Origin of the sequence: Pseudomonas sp. B15(2017) (assembly GCF_002113215.1) — a bacterium.
Taxonomy (GTDB): domain Bacteria; phylum Pseudomonadota; class Gammaproteobacteria; order Pseudomonadales; family Pseudomonadaceae; genus Aquipseudomonas.
Genome location: NZ_NEJZ01000008.1, coordinates 40478 through 56379 on the forward strand (window position 1 = coordinate 40478; position 15902 = coordinate 56379).

Annotated in this window: 13 protein-coding genes; all 13 read right to left on the minus strand. The window is 61.5% G+C overall.

All coding sequences use genetic code 11. The features are described 5' to 3' along the window. Nucleotides 1-65: 65 nt before the first annotated feature. Complete coding sequence (locus tag CAF73_RS13670) at nt 66-695, minus strand: RraA family protein (protein ID WP_085702961.1); 630 nt, start codon at nt 693-695, stop codon at nt 66-68. Next, nucleotides 692-1486: an IucA/IucC family C-terminal-domain containing protein gene (locus CAF73_RS13675; RefSeq protein WP_085702962.1), complete on the minus strand. Its 795-nt coding sequence runs from the start codon at nt 1484-1486 to the stop codon at nt 692-694. The genes CAF73_RS13670 and CAF73_RS13675 overlap by 4 nt, the downstream gene beginning before the upstream one ends. After that, entirely contained in the window at nt 1483-2274 is a 792-nt protein-coding gene (locus tag CAF73_RS13680) for an ABC transporter ATP-binding protein (protein ID WP_085702963.1), read from the minus strand. The genes CAF73_RS13675 and CAF73_RS13680 overlap by 4 nt, the downstream gene beginning before the upstream one ends. Before the next feature lie 10 nt (nt 2275-2284). Then, nucleotides 2285-3316: an iron chelate uptake ABC transporter family permease subunit gene (locus CAF73_RS13685; protein WP_085702964.1), complete on the minus strand. Its 1032-nt coding sequence runs from the start codon at nt 3314-3316 to the stop codon at nt 2285-2287. Beyond that, nucleotides 3309-4298 carry an iron ABC transporter permease gene (locus CAF73_RS13690; RefSeq protein ID WP_085702965.1) on the minus strand — a complete coding sequence of 330 codons (990 nt, stop codon included), beginning with the start codon at nt 4296-4298 and terminating at the stop codon, nt 3309-3311. Before CAF73_RS13690 ends, CAF73_RS13685 begins: the two co-directional genes overlap by 8 nt. Continuing rightward, the gene (locus tag CAF73_RS13695) at nt 4295-5200 is read right to left on the minus strand and encodes an ABC transporter substrate-binding protein (RefSeq protein WP_085702966.1); all 906 of its coding nucleotides are present in this window, start codon (nt 5198-5200) and stop codon (nt 4295-4297) included. Before CAF73_RS13695 ends, CAF73_RS13690 begins: the two co-directional genes overlap by 4 nt. Next, entirely contained in the window at nt 5190-7046 is a 1857-nt protein-coding gene (locus tag CAF73_RS13700; RefSeq protein WP_085702967.1) for an IucA/IucC family siderophore biosynthesis protein, read from the minus strand. Before CAF73_RS13700 ends, CAF73_RS13695 begins: the two co-directional genes overlap by 11 nt. A 4-nt stretch (nt 7047-7050) precedes the next feature. Beyond that, a complete protein-coding gene (locus CAF73_RS13705; protein WP_085702968.1) occupies nt 7051-7824 on the minus strand; it encodes an HpcH/HpaI aldolase/citrate lyase family protein in 774 nt (257 codons plus the stop codon). Next, a complete protein-coding gene (locus tag CAF73_RS13710) occupies nt 7818-9680 on the minus strand; it encodes an IucA/IucC family siderophore biosynthesis protein (RefSeq protein WP_085702969.1) in 1863 nt (620 codons plus the stop codon). Before CAF73_RS13710 ends, CAF73_RS13705 begins: the two co-directional genes overlap by 7 nt. Before the next feature lie 22 nt (nt 9681-9702). Further along, the gene (locus CAF73_RS13715) at nt 9703-11121 is read right to left on the minus strand and encodes a DHA2 family efflux MFS transporter permease subunit (protein WP_085703084.1); all 1419 of its coding nucleotides are present in this window, start codon (nt 11119-11121) and stop codon (nt 9703-9705) included. Further along, nucleotides 11118-12341 carry a type III PLP-dependent enzyme gene (locus tag CAF73_RS13720; protein ID WP_085702970.1) on the minus strand — a complete coding sequence of 408 codons (1224 nt, stop codon included), beginning with the start codon at nt 12339-12341 and terminating at the stop codon, nt 11118-11120. The genes CAF73_RS13715 and CAF73_RS13720 overlap by 4 nt, the downstream gene beginning before the upstream one ends. Continuing rightward, the gene (locus CAF73_RS13725; protein WP_085702971.1) at nt 12334-14118 is read right to left on the minus strand and encodes an IucA/IucC family siderophore biosynthesis protein; all 1785 of its coding nucleotides are present in this window, start codon (nt 14116-14118) and stop codon (nt 12334-12336) included. Before CAF73_RS13725 ends, CAF73_RS13720 begins: the two co-directional genes overlap by 8 nt. Before the next feature lie 258 nt (nt 14119-14376). Next, on the minus strand, nt 14377-15753 hold the full coding sequence (locus tag CAF73_RS13730) for a diaminobutyrate--2-oxoglutarate transaminase (protein WP_085702972.1): 1377 nt from the start codon (nt 15751-15753) through the stop codon (nt 14377-14379). Nucleotides 15754-15902 lie beyond the last annotated feature (149 nt).

Here is a 15902-nt window from a genome sequence, read left to right on the forward strand (position 1 = left end):
TGCCGGATGCCAACACGAGCACTCGACATGCCCTCGCGCCGAAATGGTCGCCATTATTGCAGACCTCACGCGTACTGGTTGTCTTGAATCGATGGCAGCTTGTCCAGAAAAGCCGCCCTGCGCTCACGATCCAGCGCTTCCTTGGCCATGAGCTCTGGCAACAGGGATTCAGCACGAGCCACATCAAGAATGAACACGCCGTCATCATCGCCCAGCGCAATGTCCCCTGGATTGATCCGCACCCCGGCGACTTCCACGGTGCCATTGACCTCACCTCGCAGACCGATTCCACGGGTGGTGTAAGCACTAACCCCAAAGCTGAAAACAGGCAACCGGTGTTCGCGCAAGGCCGCCACATCGGTCACCGCGCCGCCGACCACGACACCTGCCAGCCCTTTGATCAGCCCGGCCAGTGTTCGCAGCTCGCCCCAGCAGGCGCACTCCTCGTCGCCTGCACATTCGATCACCAACACATCGCCCGGCTGACTGAGCAACAGCGCGTCGCGCAAGATGCTGCCATCGGGTGGAAAGACCTTAACGGTGACGACATTGCCCAGCATGCGCACATTGCAGAACAACGGTTTGATGCCGCGCAAATACCCCTGATCGCCAAAATGGCCCAGGGTTGATGGCGCGATCTGCCGATACTGTTCAAGCAGTTCCGGGCTGGCCTGTTGTTGACGGGGAACGATCATGAACATTTCCTCGGACGTGAAGGTTTTGGCCGGATGAGGGGGCATGTCGAGCAATATTCGACGGGATCGCAGGCTCGATAGTAGAAGCAACAGGTACGGCGAAAACGGACACTGCCCCCCTCCTCCATGGGCGTGGGCGGGCGGCGGAAGTGCGTCAGCGGGTTGTAATCCAGGCCGAACAGTTCCGGGGGGGCTTCATTGAGCAGCCAATGGAAATCCGCTTCCTGGCGCTGGCGAATCTGCGGGTCCTGCACCTTGCTCATGCGCTTTTCGTACAGCGAATAAACGCGCACGGCGGTGTTTTCCCACAGAATGCGTCGCGAAATCCCGCTGACCCGATTGAACATCTGCCATAACGGAGCCAACACGCCCGCGAACAACGCTGTCACGACTTCCGCCCGCCAGGCTTCTCGTTCTCCGGCATCGTACCGGGTGGGTGCTCGCTCGGGCATGGGCATAGAGGACGTCCAGAGCCCTTCGTCATGACCGTATTCGATCACGCAGTCCTCAAGGGACAACATCAGTCCCTGATCACAAACCGACATGGCGTACAGACAAGCGCCCGTGGCCAGAAAAGAGAACCGCTTGGCCAATAGCGATGCGGTGATGGCTCGGGTCGGAGAGCCGATCACGGGACCCAGCCGGTCGAGCAATTGCACGCACGCGTCTTCATCCAGCAATGCCGTGGCGCGAACCGAGCGTTGCCGGTCGTGCTCGGCCATGGGCTTGAGACGTAGCGGACCACTCAATACCGCCCAGTCGTGCGGTGCGAATGCCGAACTCAGGTTCATTGCGGCAACTCCCGTCCGAACGGGATGCACAGCGGTGTGCCGAAGAACGGATCGGCGATGATTCGGCAGTTGAGATCGAAGACCTGCTTGACCAGTCCCTCGGTCAGAATGTCCGCCGGACGGCCCTGGGCGAATGCCGTGCGTTGATGCACCGCGACCATATGATCGGCGTAGCGACACGCCAGGTTCAGATCATGCAGAACCATCACGATGGTCTTGTTCTCCTGACGATTGAGGTCGCGCAGCAGATCCAGCACCTCGATCTGGTGGGCCAGATCGAGAAAAGTGGTCGGTTCATCGAGCAACACGATCTCGGTATCCTGCGCGAGGGTCATGGCAATCCAGACGCGCTGACGCTGACCACCGGACAGCGCATCGACAGGCCGTTGCGCCAGATCCTGCACCCCCGTCTGCTGCATCGCCCGTTCAACCATGGCCTCATCCTGCACCGACCATTGCTGCATCCAGCTCTGATACGGATAACGCCCCAGCGCCACCAGTTGCCGTACAGTGATGCCTTCCGGCGCGCTGGGCATCTGCGGCAGGATGGCCAGTTCCCGCGCCACGGCCGCCGTCGAGCGTTGCTGGATGTCGACTCCGTTGAGAATGACCGAACCCTGTCGCGGCTTGAGCAGGCGCGCCAGGGATTTGAGCAAGGTGCTTTTGCCACAACCGTTGCTGCCGATCAGCACCGAGACTTTGCCCGCCGGCAGTTGCAGATCCAGTGCATCGATAATCACCTGGCGCTGATAGCCCAGGGTCAGTTGATGGGTCGCCATCGAAGCCATCAGTCATTCCTTAATGCCGCTGGTTGATCAAAAGATAAAGAAAGAACGGTGTACCCAGCACGGCGACGAAAATCCCGGCGGGCAAATCTAGTGGCAGAAACAGACTGCGCCCGATCAGGTCGGCCAACACCACCAGATTCGCACCGACCAGGGCCGCCATGACCGCTTGCCCGGCAAATCCCGGGGCCACCAGGCGCTTGGCAATATGCGGCGCAATCAGGCCGACAAACGCAATCGCCCCGCCCCACGCCACCGCAGCGCCGGCCAGCGCCACGCTGACCATCAACAACCCGGCGCGCAGCCACTGCACCCGAACGCCGATACCTTGGGCCAGTGCTTCATCCAGTTGCTGAAACCGCACCTGACGCGCCAGAAGTACCAGAATCGGCATGATCGCCAGCAGCCATCCCGCCAGGGCTCGAGGCTCAGGCCAACTCGCGCCATACACGCTGCCGGTCAGCCAGACATAAGCAGAAAGCGTGGTGGTCAACGGACTGAACACCAGCATGAACGTTGTCAGCGCGGTCAGCAGCGCCGACACGCCGACCCCGATCAACACCAGCCGCAGTGGCGACGCGCCGCGTTTCCAGGCCAACAGATAAATGCTCAACGCCGCCAGTCCGGCGCCGCCCATGGCCGCCAGCGGCAGGTATTGCGGGCCCAGCAGCACCGAGAAGAACGACAGGTACAACACCGCCGCCGCACTGGCACCACTGGTGATGCCCAACAGATCCGGGGACGCCAGCGGGTTACGGATGATGCTTTGCAGAATCAGTCCCGACACCGCCAATGCCGCGCCCACCAGCGCCGCCAGCAACAACCGCGGCAGCCGAAGCTGCTCGATGATGAACAGCAGGCGCTCATCCCCGCCCTGCCAGAGCAACTGCACCACGGTCAGCGGCGACAGGTTGACCTTGCCAAGCGAAAGCACGCCCAGCATGACCATCGCCGTGAACACCAGCGCGGCGAGCAGACGCCAGAGGGTAGAAAGGTCAATGCGCCGCGAGAACCCTGCGCGCCGCAATATCAGCGAGTCATTCATAGCGCCCTCCTCGCCGCGCCAGCGCAATGAAGAACGGCGCACCGAACAACGCAGTCATGACGCCGACAGGCACTTCCTGCGGAAGGATCACCACCCGCGCCAGCGTGTCGGCCAGCAGTAACAACATCGCACCGGTCAACGCGCAGCCCGGCAGCAGCCAGCGATGGTCGACCGACAAACCCCTGCGCACCATGTGCGGCACCAGCAAGCCGATGAAACCGATGCTGCCGGCCAGCGCTATCGCACTGCCCGCCAGGCAGATGATCAGCACGCCGAGCGTTAACCGGATCAACCCCGTCCGCTGCCCGAGCCCCGTCGCGATCGCCTCCCCTGCGTTGAGCACATTCACCTGCCCGGCCATCAACCATGCAGCGGCCAACGCCACCAGCACGACCACCAACAAAGGCGCCGCCAATCCCAGGTCGCGTTCGGACAGCGAACCTGCGAGCCAGAACAACACCGTATCCAGGCCTTCCTGATTGACCACCAGCAACGCTTGGCTGAACGCCGAAAACAGCGCCGTCATGGCCGCCCCCGCCAGTACGATGCGCAACGGATTGAGGCTGCCCTGCCCCCGATTGCCGATGATCCACACCAGGCTTCCGGCCACCGCTGCCCCCAGGAATGCACACCAGAGCCATTGCTGCGGAGCGCTCAAGGCAAACACCGACGTGCCGAGAATGATCGCGAACGTCGCGCCTGCGTTGATCCCGAACAGTCCGGGTGATGCCAGCGGATTGCGGGTCAGTGCCTGCATCAAGGCGCCGGCCACCGCCAGGCTGGAACCGACCGCGAGCGCCATCAGCGTCCGCGACAACCGCGTAGTCACCACCCATTCGTGGGACAGCCCCAACGCATCCGGATGGATCAGGGCATCAAGAACCTGCGCCGGTGCGATCCAGCTCGCCCCCGTCGCCAGGCTCAACATCACGCTCGACAACAACCCCAGCAACAAGCCCAGAAGCTTCACGCCTTCTCTCATGAAACGGCCTCCATGGCAGTCACTCGCGCAATCTCGTCAAGCATCAGGTTGGCCCCGAGAATGCCGCCGGACAGGCTCCAGGCCACATTGTCGACACGCCAGATCAGGCCATCGCGAGGCGCACGCAATTGCCGCCAAAGCGGATGCTGCACCAGGTTCTGATAATTGCGCTGTACGCCCTGACTCTCGCTGCGCTGGAAGATAAAAAACAGATCGGCATCAACGGCCGCAAGACTTTCCTTGCTGGTGATTTTCAGCGACACCCCGCGGGCTTCCCGGGCCGCAGGCGTCCAGGCAAAACCCAGCTCAGTCAGCACGGAGCCGGCAAAACTCGCTGGCAAATAGCTGCGGATGTGATCTTCACGAATATCCAGCACCGAAACCGTCAACGGCCAGCGCCCGGCGAACCGGGCCTGCAACTGTTCACGCAAGACAGCCACCCGTTGCTCCCACAGTGCCAGCACTTGCGTGGCCTGCGCCTGACGATGCAACGCCGCCCCCATCAAGGCCAGCGTCTGTTTGAACTCGAACACTTCGTTGAGCATCACCACTGTGCCCATCTGCTCCAGCAGAGGGGCGATGCGTTGATGGCGAAAGCGCGAGCCGACAATCACATCCGGTCGCAGCAAGGCGATGTCTTCCAGGCTGGGCTGGGTTTCCAGCCCGACGTGAGGCACTCCCTGCACGGCCGGACGCAGATAGCGATACATGGGCTTTTCGCTCCATGAATCGACAACGCCGCACGGCGTCACTCCCAGCGCGACGGCACTGTCGGTGGCCCCTTGAAAAAGCGTCACCAGTCGCAACGGTTCCGCCAGCGCAATACGCGGCAGCGCCAGCATGCCGAGCGACAGGCGCAACACGCTGCGCCTGCCGATCAGCCCTTGAGGATCAACCGCCATGTGCCACTCGCTGGAACGGGTTGACCACTTCACCCTTGCCGAACGGCATGCTCCCCGGCCCGCCGGCACGTTCGATCATCGGTGTCAGCAGCAATTTCTGCGGCCAGCGTGGCGCGTCGAACAGTTGACGCTGAAGCATGGCGCGGGCCGCGTCGTCAAAGTCGATTTGGCGGATCAGGGTCTCCAGCACCGTGCGCAAGGTTGTCCAGAAGGCCGTGACCGGCACGCTGTATACCGAGGACAACGTGTCGATGATGGCTCGCACATTGACCTGCACGGCCAGGGTCTGCAGCCAGAACAACAGGTCTTCCGGGCAATTGTGATAGAGGGTATTGGCATGGCCTTTCTTGATCCGGTACTGCGGGTCGGCCATGCCGTTGCGCTCCAGCCATGGCACGAAAATGCGGAGCGAATCGTGATCGCGCAGCAGCAGGCCCTGAGCCTGACCGGCCTTCCAGACCAGCACCGCGTTCTGCCCGTGCACCTCCCCCAGCATACCCAGGCGGAACATGCGCAGGTTGACGTCGAAGAAGCGCTCGCACAATTCGCCGAACAGGGTCAGCACCGAACTGGCCTCGACGGGCAGTTGGCGATAGCTCATCCATTCATCGAAGAAGTGGCGCTGGCTACCGGGCAGCGGTGTGCCGAGCGCAGCCATTGGCAGCAAGCGGCAATCGGGATCGTCGAGCAGCGCCTGCGGGTAACTGCGCACCATCGCCGACAGGTGCCGTGGCGCCTCGTCGAACAGCGTCACCTGCGGTGGCATAAAGGCCCACCACTTGCTTTCGTCGCACAAGTGCAGGGTTTGCGCCAGCACCGGGTCGAGGGTTCGCACCTGCTGCAACAGTTTTTCGCTGAGCCCGCCGTTGATCATCTTCACCGCCGGCAGATAACGCGAAGCGCCCAGCGAGTAGATCGCCATCGGCAGCTTGAGATAGTCGGCGCTGTCGAAGCAGGGCGTCATCGAGCGCAGCGACGAGGTGGCGAATACTGAAGCTTCCTGGAAATCCAGGCGTTGGCACACGCCACGGTCGAACTCGGCCCCCAGTTGTCCTTGCAGCACGTGCTCGAATTGCCACGGATGGACCGGCAGCGCGATATGCGTTTCGTCGATCCCGCGCGACGCCAGTTCGGCCGCCAGGCTTTTCTGCAAGTCCGCCGGCAGCAGATAGCGCGCCGGATAGATGGTTTCCAGGTCCGTCACCCCTTCTCCGCCCTGCAACATGTCCTTGCGCACCGCGACCCAGTTCAACGCCACCGGCTCGGCGAATTCGGCCTGGTATTGCAGGTATTCGCTTTGCAGCAACCCCTGCTTGGCCTTGGCCAGCGGGTGGTACGGACGATCGCGCAGCGACGCCCACTGCTCCATGATCCGGAAGAATGTCGCCCCGTCCCGTGCCATCAGGTGCGTGTCGTCAACCTGATGTTCCTGCGACAGCGCGGTCTGCCAAATGCTGATGTGCAGCACTTCGAGAAACAGCGTCAGGCCTTTCTCGTTATCGGCAAAGCGTGGCCCCATGCCCGTGAACACGTGTTTCATGAACTCCACCGGGGACAGACGCACCCAGTGTTCTTCCTGCCGGGCCAGCACGGCAGTGCCCGGGACTTTCTCCCACTGCTGGGTAATGCCGGGCCGCAGCGCGATGCTGATGAAACGCCGTTCCTGCGCGTCACAGCACCATTCCCAGATATGTTCGCCATCAAGGACCGGTGCCTGCGGATGAGCCTGGCGCCATTGCCCGGCAGAAAGAATCGACAATGGCTCGCGGTCAAAAAAGTCTTCGGCCAGCAGGCAGTCAATCAAGTCCTGCATCACGATGTCGGCGGCCTGAGTAGTGAATTTCATCGAATCAGTTTCCTTCTTGAGAAAGAGTGGCCAGTCGGGCCTGAAGGGCGCGAAACGCAATGCCGCGTTCGTCGCCAAGGACAAAGGCGTTGACCCCGCGCTCACGCCAGCGACTCAAGTCACCGCTCTGGCGAGGGATGGCGCAATACGCGATGCCAGCCGTGCGGGTGGCCTGCCAGGTGTCGAGCAGGGCTTGCTGCACGGGCGGTTGATCGATCTGCCAGGGCATGCCGAAGGACTGCGACAGGTCCGCCGCGCCTTCCAGAATCATGTCCAGGCCGGGCACCGCCGCGATCTCTGCGGCGCAACGCACGCCCTCTGCGCTTTCGATCATCGCCACCACCATGATCTGTTCGTTCGCTTCGGTCACGTACTGCGCCAGGCTGTGTTTGCCGAACGATCCGGGCCGTCCGGCATTGAGGCTGCGAACGCCCTGCGGGTGGTACTTGCACGCGGCGATGGCCGCCGCCACTTGCCCGGCGGATTCGATCATCGGCAGTACGATGCCTTGGGCACCACCGTCAAGCAGCCGCAACAGGGTTTTCGGATTCAGGTCCGCCACCCGCACCAGCGGCGTGATGCCGTAGGATTCGGCGGTGCGAATCATGTTCTCGACGGTTTCCGGGTTGATCAGCACATGCTCCATGTCGATGATCACGAAGTCGAAACCGGTCTCGGCGATCAACTCGATGGCGGCTGGCGCCGGAATCGAGCTGATCAGACCGTACACCGCCTCCCCGGTCGCCAGTTTGCGTTTCAGTTGATTGACTCTCAGCATGCTTGCGGCCTGTGGACGTGCAATGGATTGGGCACCGACTTGAAACGCCGCTCGCCATCGCCAAGCAGGCGACGCTTGGTCAACTCCTCCACTTCGTAATGTGGCGCGAACACGTCGAACAGGCCGAACCGGTCGCGGTGCTGCGGATGGGCCTGCTGGTAATCGAGGATCACTTCAGCGGTCATGCGCCAGAACTGCGCTTCTTCGAGCTGATAGTGCTGACGCAGGAAAATCGCCATCTCCGCCAGGCAGATGAAGAAGAAACAATCGCAGGAGAAATCCCGCACCGCGTTGACGTCGTCGGTCAGGATGAACGAGTTGCGATTGAGCTTTGCGTGACTGGCTGGCAGCGGCACCAGTTCAGGGCACAGTTCCGGGCGCGCCAGCTGCGCAGGCGAGTAACGCACGCCATCGTGGAAGTCCTTCAGGGCGATCCGCTGCGGCCAGCCCTGTTTCACGATCAGCACGATGTTCTGACCGTGGGATTCCATGCCAATGCCTTCGGCGTAAAGCATGTGGATGATCGGCGGCACCGTAACTTTCAGCAGTTGTCGGGTCCAGGCTTCAAGGCCGTACTCGCGGATCCACGCTTCGATAAAAGGCTGCTGCGGTGCATCGCCGTAGCGGTTTTCGACGTGGCTGAGGCCGTTGAACGGCACGGCCTGTTCGTCGGCCTTGAGGTACGAATGCAGGCTTTCGCGCCAGATCGCACCGAGGGTGCCGTAGGTTTGCGCACTGCGCGACTGCGGCAGATGGCTGTAATCGAAACTGACGCCGGCCACTTCGCCGAGGATGACGAAGTCCAGCGCACGGGCGGTGCTGTCGCTGGCAATCAGTTGCTGCAGCCAGTCGGTGATGATCGGCCCGTTCATCACCGTGTGCCGCGCCAGGATCCGCGTGCTGGAGGTGTTGGTCATGCTCATCGCCAGTTTGACGTACGGCCGCTCCCTGGCCGATGCATTGGCTAGCGTGCGAATCGACTGCTGCGCCTTGTACTGGTCATCCGAGGTCCCGAGCCAGATCAGCTCGCCACTGGCCAGCTCCTTGTAGAACGCCGGAACAATCACGTTCTCCCACTGCCACGGGTGAACCGGCAGGACGGCATAGTCCTCGATGGACCGGCCCCGGCCAGCCAATTGATCGACGATCTGCTGCCAGCGCTGTGCGCCCACTTCCTGCTTGATGAACGCCGCAAAATCCATGTGCCGGGAATGATTGACCGACGCCCGATTGCGCGCGATCGCCAGCCAGACCACGTTGATCGGTGTCGCGAATTCCGGCCCGTAGGCCCGGTTGTCATCCAGCGAAAAGCCGATGCGCGACTTGTAGCAAGGGTGATAACTGTGGGCGTCCATGAAGTGCTGTTCCAGCGCGTCGACGTCCAGCTCATGGGGTGCGCAGTCGGCCGAGTAGCCCTGGCTGCGCGACTGCAGGTCCTTGAGTTCGGTCTGTTCCAGTTCCTGAATGAAGCGCGCCAGGTGCGGGCTGTCCTGATAGTCCTCCAGCAGTTCGGCCAGGGCTTGGTGCAGATCCGGCAGGCTGCGTTCGCCGTGGCTGTCCACGCGTTCCAGCGTTTGTGGATCAAGGCGAATCAATTGAAAACTGTCGCTGAGCAGGCCTTTGCAGCGGTACTCCACCAGCTTCTGCTGCTCATCGCGTCCCATCACCACGAATACTTGTTGGCCGTTGTCCGTGGTCTGGCTGCGGTAAGTCAGCAGAGCTTCATAGAGCAACGTCTGCAACAGCTGGCCAACGACCCGCTGCTGCACCTTCTGATAAATGCCTGCGTCGACGCCCGTCAGCCAGGCACCCGGCGTCGAAGACGGTTGAGAGAATGTCGAAAAAGTCGTCGTCATGGTCATACCTTCCAAAGATGCGTTAACGATGTTCGAGCGCGGCCGGTACAGGCTCGGCCGCCTCGTCGGAAAGAGGGAAACGCCAGGCACAAGGCAGTGCCAGCAGGATCAGCAGGCCGGTGGCAAAGAACACTTCGCTGATCGCCGAAGGTGTTGCCGCCAGTTGTGCCTCGGTACCGGCGGCAGCAAGGCGGAACTCCAGCCACAGCGATGCAATGACAATCGCCAGTGACGAAACCAGCCGCCGGGAAATGTTGTTCATCGCCGCGCCCTGGGTGACCATCGGCTCAGGCAAGGCATTGAGCCCGGCGGTGGTGACCGGCATGTAAGACAGTCCCAGGCCGGCGCCGCGAACCATCATCAAGCCGAACACCAGACCGATACCTGCGTCGCTCTTGAGCAAGCCCAGCGCCAGGGTCGACAGGCCCGTCAGCAACAGGCCGATCGCGACCACCCGCCGTGGCCCGTGGCGATCCAGTGCACTGCCGCCGATGCGCCCGAACAGGCTGGCGAACACCGCCGTGCACAACAGCGACAGGCCGGTCCAGACTGCGCTGTACCCCAGCACGGTCTGCACCAGCAGGGGCAGCAACACCAGGCACTCGAACATGCCCACCGACTGCACAACGGCAATGACCACGCTCAACCGGTAACCGCGCAAGGCGAAGATTCGCAGGTTGAGCAGCGGCTCCTCGCGGCGTAGCTCGACCCGGACGAATGCCACCAGAGAGACCACCGCTGCCAGCAACATGCCGACGTTGGCCGGTTCGAGCAGTGTATCGGCGTGATGCATCCGGCTGATGGCGACCATCAACAAACCAATGCCCGAAGCGATCAACACGTAGCCTGTCAGGTCGAAGGGTTTGCGCTCCGTCGGCTCGGAGTCCGGCAGAACGCCGAGCCCCATCAGCAGCGCAATCAGGCCGATCGGCACATTCATCAGAAACAGCGACCGCCAGCTGAACCAATCCAGCAGCAAGCTGCCGCACAGAGGCCCGACCGCAGGTGCGAGCATCACCGCCGCTCCCCACAGCCCCGTCACCCGGCCTCGTTCATCCTTGGCATACACCGAGAAAATGATCGCCAGCGACAACGGAATCATCAGCCCGCTGGCGATGCCCTGCACCACTCTCGCTGCGATGACCATGGCAATCGAATCCGCCAGCGCGCCCATCAGCGAACCGCCGATGAAAAGCGCCACGCCCCACAGATACAGGCGCTTGCGGCCCAGGCGCTGGCTGAGAAAACTGGTCAGCGGCATGGTCACGCCCATGCTGGTCATGAACCCCGCAACAATCCAGGTTGCCAGCAGCGGCCCGATCTCGAACGCCGTCATGAAGGCCGGCAATGCCGGATTCAGAGAGCTGTTGTTGAGGCTGACCGTGAGCGTGCCCAGAAGCACATTCAGCACCACCCAGCGCCGTGCGGGATTGAAACTCACTGCCACAGGCCGACTCCTTCGAGCAATGCGCCCCGATGCACGAAATGTTGTGGCGGCCGTGGATGGCAGAGGAAGTCGGCGTGGGAAATGTTGTAGCCGTAGGCCCCCGCCATGGGCAGTACCAGCAAGTCCCCGACTTCGACACCGGTGAGCGGCTGCTGCCGGCTCAGGACATCCTTGGGCGTACACAGCTGCCCGACCACGGTCCAGTTGCGCTCGGTCGATTCGGCGGTCGGGGGAGTCTGCGGCAGGTGAATCAGTGGGTGGTCATGGCTTTGCGCGGCCGGCAGGCGGAACTGATGGGTGCCGCCACGGCACACGATGAAGTGCTCGCCATGGCTGGTCTTGGTGTCCAGCACCTCGATCACGTAGTAACCACAGAACGCACTGATGTACCGCCCCGGCTCGAAGCGCAGGATCGGCGCATCGGGCTGATCGTCCAGGCGGCGTTCCAGATAACGGCACAGTCGCTGCCAGTCGAACCGCTGTCCGCCCAGATAATCGACGCCGATCCCGCCGCCGACATTCAGGTGGGTCAGTTGCTCCGGGTAGGCGGCCAGGGTTTTCCATTCGTCCCAGCGCTGCAAATAGAAATCGAGCAGTTGCTCGTGTCGCTCCACCGACATCTGGTGCGACATGGCATGCACATGAAAGCCCTTGAGGCACAAATGCGTGGCGCGATCGACCCGTTGCACTGCTTCGCCGAGCTCCGATTCATCGATGCCGAAGGGCGTCGCCGTACCGGCCATGGCCAGTTTGCTCGACTGCTGTGCCGGGAGCTGAGGATTGATCCGGATAAACACCGGCTGTACCCGCCCCGCTTCATTGGCCAGCCGTTGCAGGCGCTCGATCTCGTTCAGGCTTTCAACGTGAATGGCTTCGACTTGATGGGCCAGCGCGGCACGCAAATCGGAATCGAGCTTGCCGGGGCCGGAAAACACATAGGGTTTGCGGATCGGGCAAGTCATCACCCGCTCGATCTCGCCTCCCGAGGAAATTTCGAAACCACTGACCAGCGGCGCCAGAACCTCAAGCAAGGGCGCTTCGCTGTTGGCCTTGATCGCGTAATACAGCTCGACCTTCGGCGGCAGTGCGTCCATCACCTCGCGCACGTGGGCCTGCAACGCGTCGAGGTCGTAGATGAATGCCGCCAGCGGATCCAGATTCGCGGCCCGAACACGATCGATCGCTTCCAGAACGGGAACCGTCAGATCAGCCATAACGGGCCTCCTCGCTCCAGGGTGAGACGAGCCTGACGTAGCCGGCAGCGCGATCCGCCTGGGCGCTCAGGCGCACTTTCAGGTTGGTCTTGCAGGCAATCGGCTGTCCGGCGATCAGCGCATCGAGCTCCGGCGCGGGACGCGTCAGTTCATCGCGTATGACGCGCAGTTGGCGCTCCACCCGCTGCCACATCACAGGGGCCAGGTGCGGGCGTTCCCAGCTCAGAGCGAGCACGGCTTCGGAGAGGTTGTTGATCATCAGGCAGTAGGAAATCCGGCTCCAGCCCTGCGCTCGACTGTACTGAAGCGACTGGCGCACCCGAGGGTGCAGCCCGACATCGATCTGCCGGATGCCCAGCTCCTCGGTGAGTTTCACCCCCTCGAAATCACGCAGCAGCAGCTGTTGCGGCTGACCTGAATCGTGGACCAGCACGGTGTTCTGCAGGTGCGGTTCCATCACCACGCCGTGGTTGAAGAACAACGCCAGCACCGGGCGCAGCAACAGGGCCTGGTAGCGGTCGAACCATTCCACCAGTTGTTCGTCGTCAGGTTCCTGGCCAAATGCCGCTTGCAGGAAGCCGTGCACCAGGGGGCGAGAATGGATGTCGTGGGCAAACAGAGTGCCGGCCATCACGCTGCGATCGGCACGGGAACGCAGGCAAAAGTTTTCCCGCAGGATCGCGCCGGTCTGTTCACGGAACCAATGGGCGTCCGCCTCACTGGCCTGGGGCGGCGCCCAGCTCATCGAACCGGGCTCGGCAATCACCGACAAGCCACCCAGCGTATCCGGCTGGGTTTGCAGAAGACGCTGGAACAGCTGATCGATGATCAGCGTGCTTTCCAGCTCGTACCAGGCGTTCTTGCGCACGCAGTTGGTAATGCGCACATGCAGCGAACCCTTGATGAAATAGCCATGACCTTCGATGTACCAGGTGCGCATCGACGCCGTGGGACTGGCGATCGGGCCGGTGGCACCGTGATCGACGATGTCGCCCAGTTCGAGCAGTTGCTGCACGCGTCGGTCCTGAATGAACAACTGCGCCTGCACCGGGTGCATGCAAATCATCGCGTGACCGGGCCTGGCCCGCTGCTGATCGGCAAATCCGGCCATGACCTGGCTTTCATCGAGGCCGTTGGCGGTAACGCGCAGTCCTTGCCGAGGGACTTCGAACAGATGCAACGCGGTTTGCGCCTGAAACTCGGGGGCGTAGGTCTGCTGCGAAAGATGCGCCGGCCACAAGCGGGCCTTGGGTGCCGGATGATTGGGATGACCGAACCATAAACCCTGCTCGCTGGCCAGGTAGCTGCTGAGCGGTGCCGGGCGCTGATTGTCCATGTTGTGCGCCACGATCGCGGCTGTCAGACCCTGGCTCTGCAATACCTGGTCGAGCAGTTCTTCATTGCTGGCACGGGTCATGTGCTCGCAGGCACCCAGCAACTCTGCGGCAAACTCGGCGAAACCCAGGCAACGCCAATCCCCCTGACCCTGACGGGCATAGACGTCCGATAGATAACGATGGCTGCCTAGACGGTCACGACGATCGACCATGACAAAGAACTGTTGCTCATTGGGCAGGCTGATCGTCAGCGGAATGCCCTTCCACTGCAGGCCTTCCAGATAACAGCCAGGCGCGATGCCTTGCATATCACTGGGCCAGCGATAATCGAGGCAGTTTTCCGGCAAGGCGAACTCCTTGATCAAACAATTGAGCAAGGCGCGGGTACTCGCCAACTCACTGACCATTCTTGATACAACATTGCGATCTGCTTGATTCATAGGTACTCCACAGCAGCCCGTGAGGTCACTGGTTACGTTTGCCGGGACAAAGAACAAGCGCTTGCGCCAACTTACGGAGCGCACTACAGCAACTTTAAAAAAGTCATCCCGGTGAGAATTAAATAAACAATCGATTACCGAAAGTTTCTGAAAAAGCGCTCATCACTGAAGTGCTTTCTTTAAGCGGCGGTTCGACCATTCACCCTGATCGTTCTCTAAATAACGTTCGCCAGGCTCAAACACCTTTTAAACAAACGATTACGCACGAACTTCAAGCAGTGCAGCTTCAAGTGCCGTTTCAAATCGCTGAATCACTTGCTGGCATTGTTGGTCATCAATAATCAGCGGAGGCAATAAACGAATGACATTACCCCGGCGCCCGCCCCTCTCCAGAAGCAGTCCCTGTTTGAAGCATTGCTGCTGGATGGCGACGGAAAGTACCGGGTCCATAGGAAAATGCCCGAGACGATCTGCCGGCTGGCGTTCGTCGACGATCTCAATGCCGAGCATCAGGCCCCGACCGCGCACCTGACCCAGGGCCGGATACCGTTGGCGCAAACCGTTCAGCTGATCCTTGAGCCATTGACCACGTCGTTCGGCCTGGGCCGGAAGCTGTTGATGCTTGAGCGTCTGCAGCGTTGCAAGCCCGGCGGCCATGGCCATCTGGTTGCCACGGAAGGTGCCGGCGTGATTGCCCGGTTCCCAAGCGTCGAATTCGCGCTTGATGCCCAGCACCGCCATCGGCAGACCACCACCTACCGCCTTGGACATGACAATGATGTCCGGCTCGATTTGCGCATGTTCGAAGGCAAACATCTTGCCGGTGCGACCGAAACCGGCCTGCACTTCGTCAAGAATCAGCAGGATCCCGTGCTTGCGCGTGACGTCACGGATCGCGCGCAGCCAGCTGTCCGGCGCACAGTTGACCCCGCCCTCGCCCTGTACCGCCTCGACGATCACGGCTGCCGGCAAGGTGACCCCGCTCTCGACATCCTCGATGAACTGGGTGAAGTAATGGGTCAGCGCCTCGGTGCCAGCCTCACCGCCCAACCCGAACGGGCAGCGGTACTCATGGGGATACGGCATGAATTGCACGCCAGGCATCAGGCCGGCGACGGCGTTCTTCGGCCCGAGGTTGCCGGTCAGGGCCAGCGCGCCGTGAGTCATGCCGTGGTAGGCACCGGAAAAACTGATGATGTTGTGGCGACCGGTGAACGTCTTGGCCAGTTTCAGCGCGGCTTCTACTGCATCCGCCCCCGAAGGACCGCAGAATTGCAGGCAGTAACCCTCGCCCTGCCCCGGCAACAGGCTCAGCAGGGTTTCACTGAAAGCGTCCTTGACCTCGGTCGTCAGGTCTAGGGTGTGCATCGGCAGGCCGGAAGCCAGAAAGCTGCCGATACTGTCCATGATGGCCGGGTGATTGTGCCCGAGCGCTAGCGTCCCGGCACCGGCCAGGCAATCCAGATAGGTCTTGCCTTCGACATCCGTTACCCAGACACCGTGTGCCTTGGCAATGGCCAGTGGCAACTTGCGCGGATAACTTCGAACATTCGATTCAAACTTTCCCTGTCGCACCAAATAGTCGGCATTGGTCTTTTGCAGAGGACTAATGTGCAATGCGCCATCATTCAACATCGGATCACCCTCGGTCAATTTCGATATGAAAACTATTCCCATCAACTAATTCATGCAACAGGAAGTTGGCATTTTTTTGGAATATTTACATAACGCCATTTTTAATTAAAAACCTGCGCGCACAACAAATTGCAAGTCGTTAAACCCGA

Bases quoted from the DNA above. Each gene is read 5' to 3' on its own strand.
- CAF73_RS13710 (WP_085702969.1), bottom strand. From the start codon at position 9,680: ATGACGACGACTTTTTCGACATTCTCTCAACCGTCTTCGACGCCGGGT.
- CAF73_RS13685 (WP_085702964.1), bottom strand. From the start codon at position 3,316: ATGAATGACTCGCTGATATTGCGGCGCGCAGGGTTCTCGCGGCGCATT.
- CAF73_RS13725 (WP_085702971.1), bottom strand. From the start codon at position 14,118: ATGAATCAAGCAGATCGCAATGTTGTATCAAGAATGGTCAGTGAGTTG.
- CAF73_RS13705 (WP_085702968.1), bottom strand. From the start codon at position 7,824: ATGCTGAGAGTCAATCAACTGAAACGCAAACTGGCGACCGGGGAGGCG.
- CAF73_RS13690 (WP_085702965.1), bottom strand. From the start codon at position 4,298: ATGAGAGAAGGCGTGAAGCTTCTGGGCTTGTTGCTGGGGTTGTTGTCG.
- CAF73_RS13700 (WP_085702967.1), bottom strand. From the start codon at position 7,046: ATGAAATTCACTACTCAGGCCGCCGACATCGTGATGCAGGACTTGATT.
- CAF73_RS13675 (WP_085702962.1), bottom strand. From the start codon at position 1,486: ATGAACCTGAGTTCGGCATTCGCACCGCACGACTGGGCGGTATTGAGT.
- CAF73_RS13680 (WP_085702963.1), bottom strand. From the start codon at position 2,274: ATGGCTTCGATGGCGACCCATCAACTGACCCTGGGCTATCAGCGCCAG.
- CAF73_RS13730 (WP_085702972.1), bottom strand. From the start codon at position 15,753: ATGTTGAATGATGGCGCATTGCACATTAGTCCTCTGCAAAAGACCAAT.
- CAF73_RS13670 (WP_085702961.1), bottom strand. From the start codon at position 695: ATGATCGTTCCCCGTCAACAACAGGCCAGCCCGGAACTGCTTGAACAG.
- CAF73_RS13720 (WP_085702970.1), bottom strand. From the start codon at position 12,341: ATGGCTGATCTGACGGTTCCCGTTCTGGAAGCGATCGATCGTGTTCGG.
- CAF73_RS13695 (WP_085702966.1), bottom strand. From the start codon at position 5,200: ATGGCGGTTGATCCTCAAGGGCTGATCGGCAGGCGCAGCGTGTTGCGC.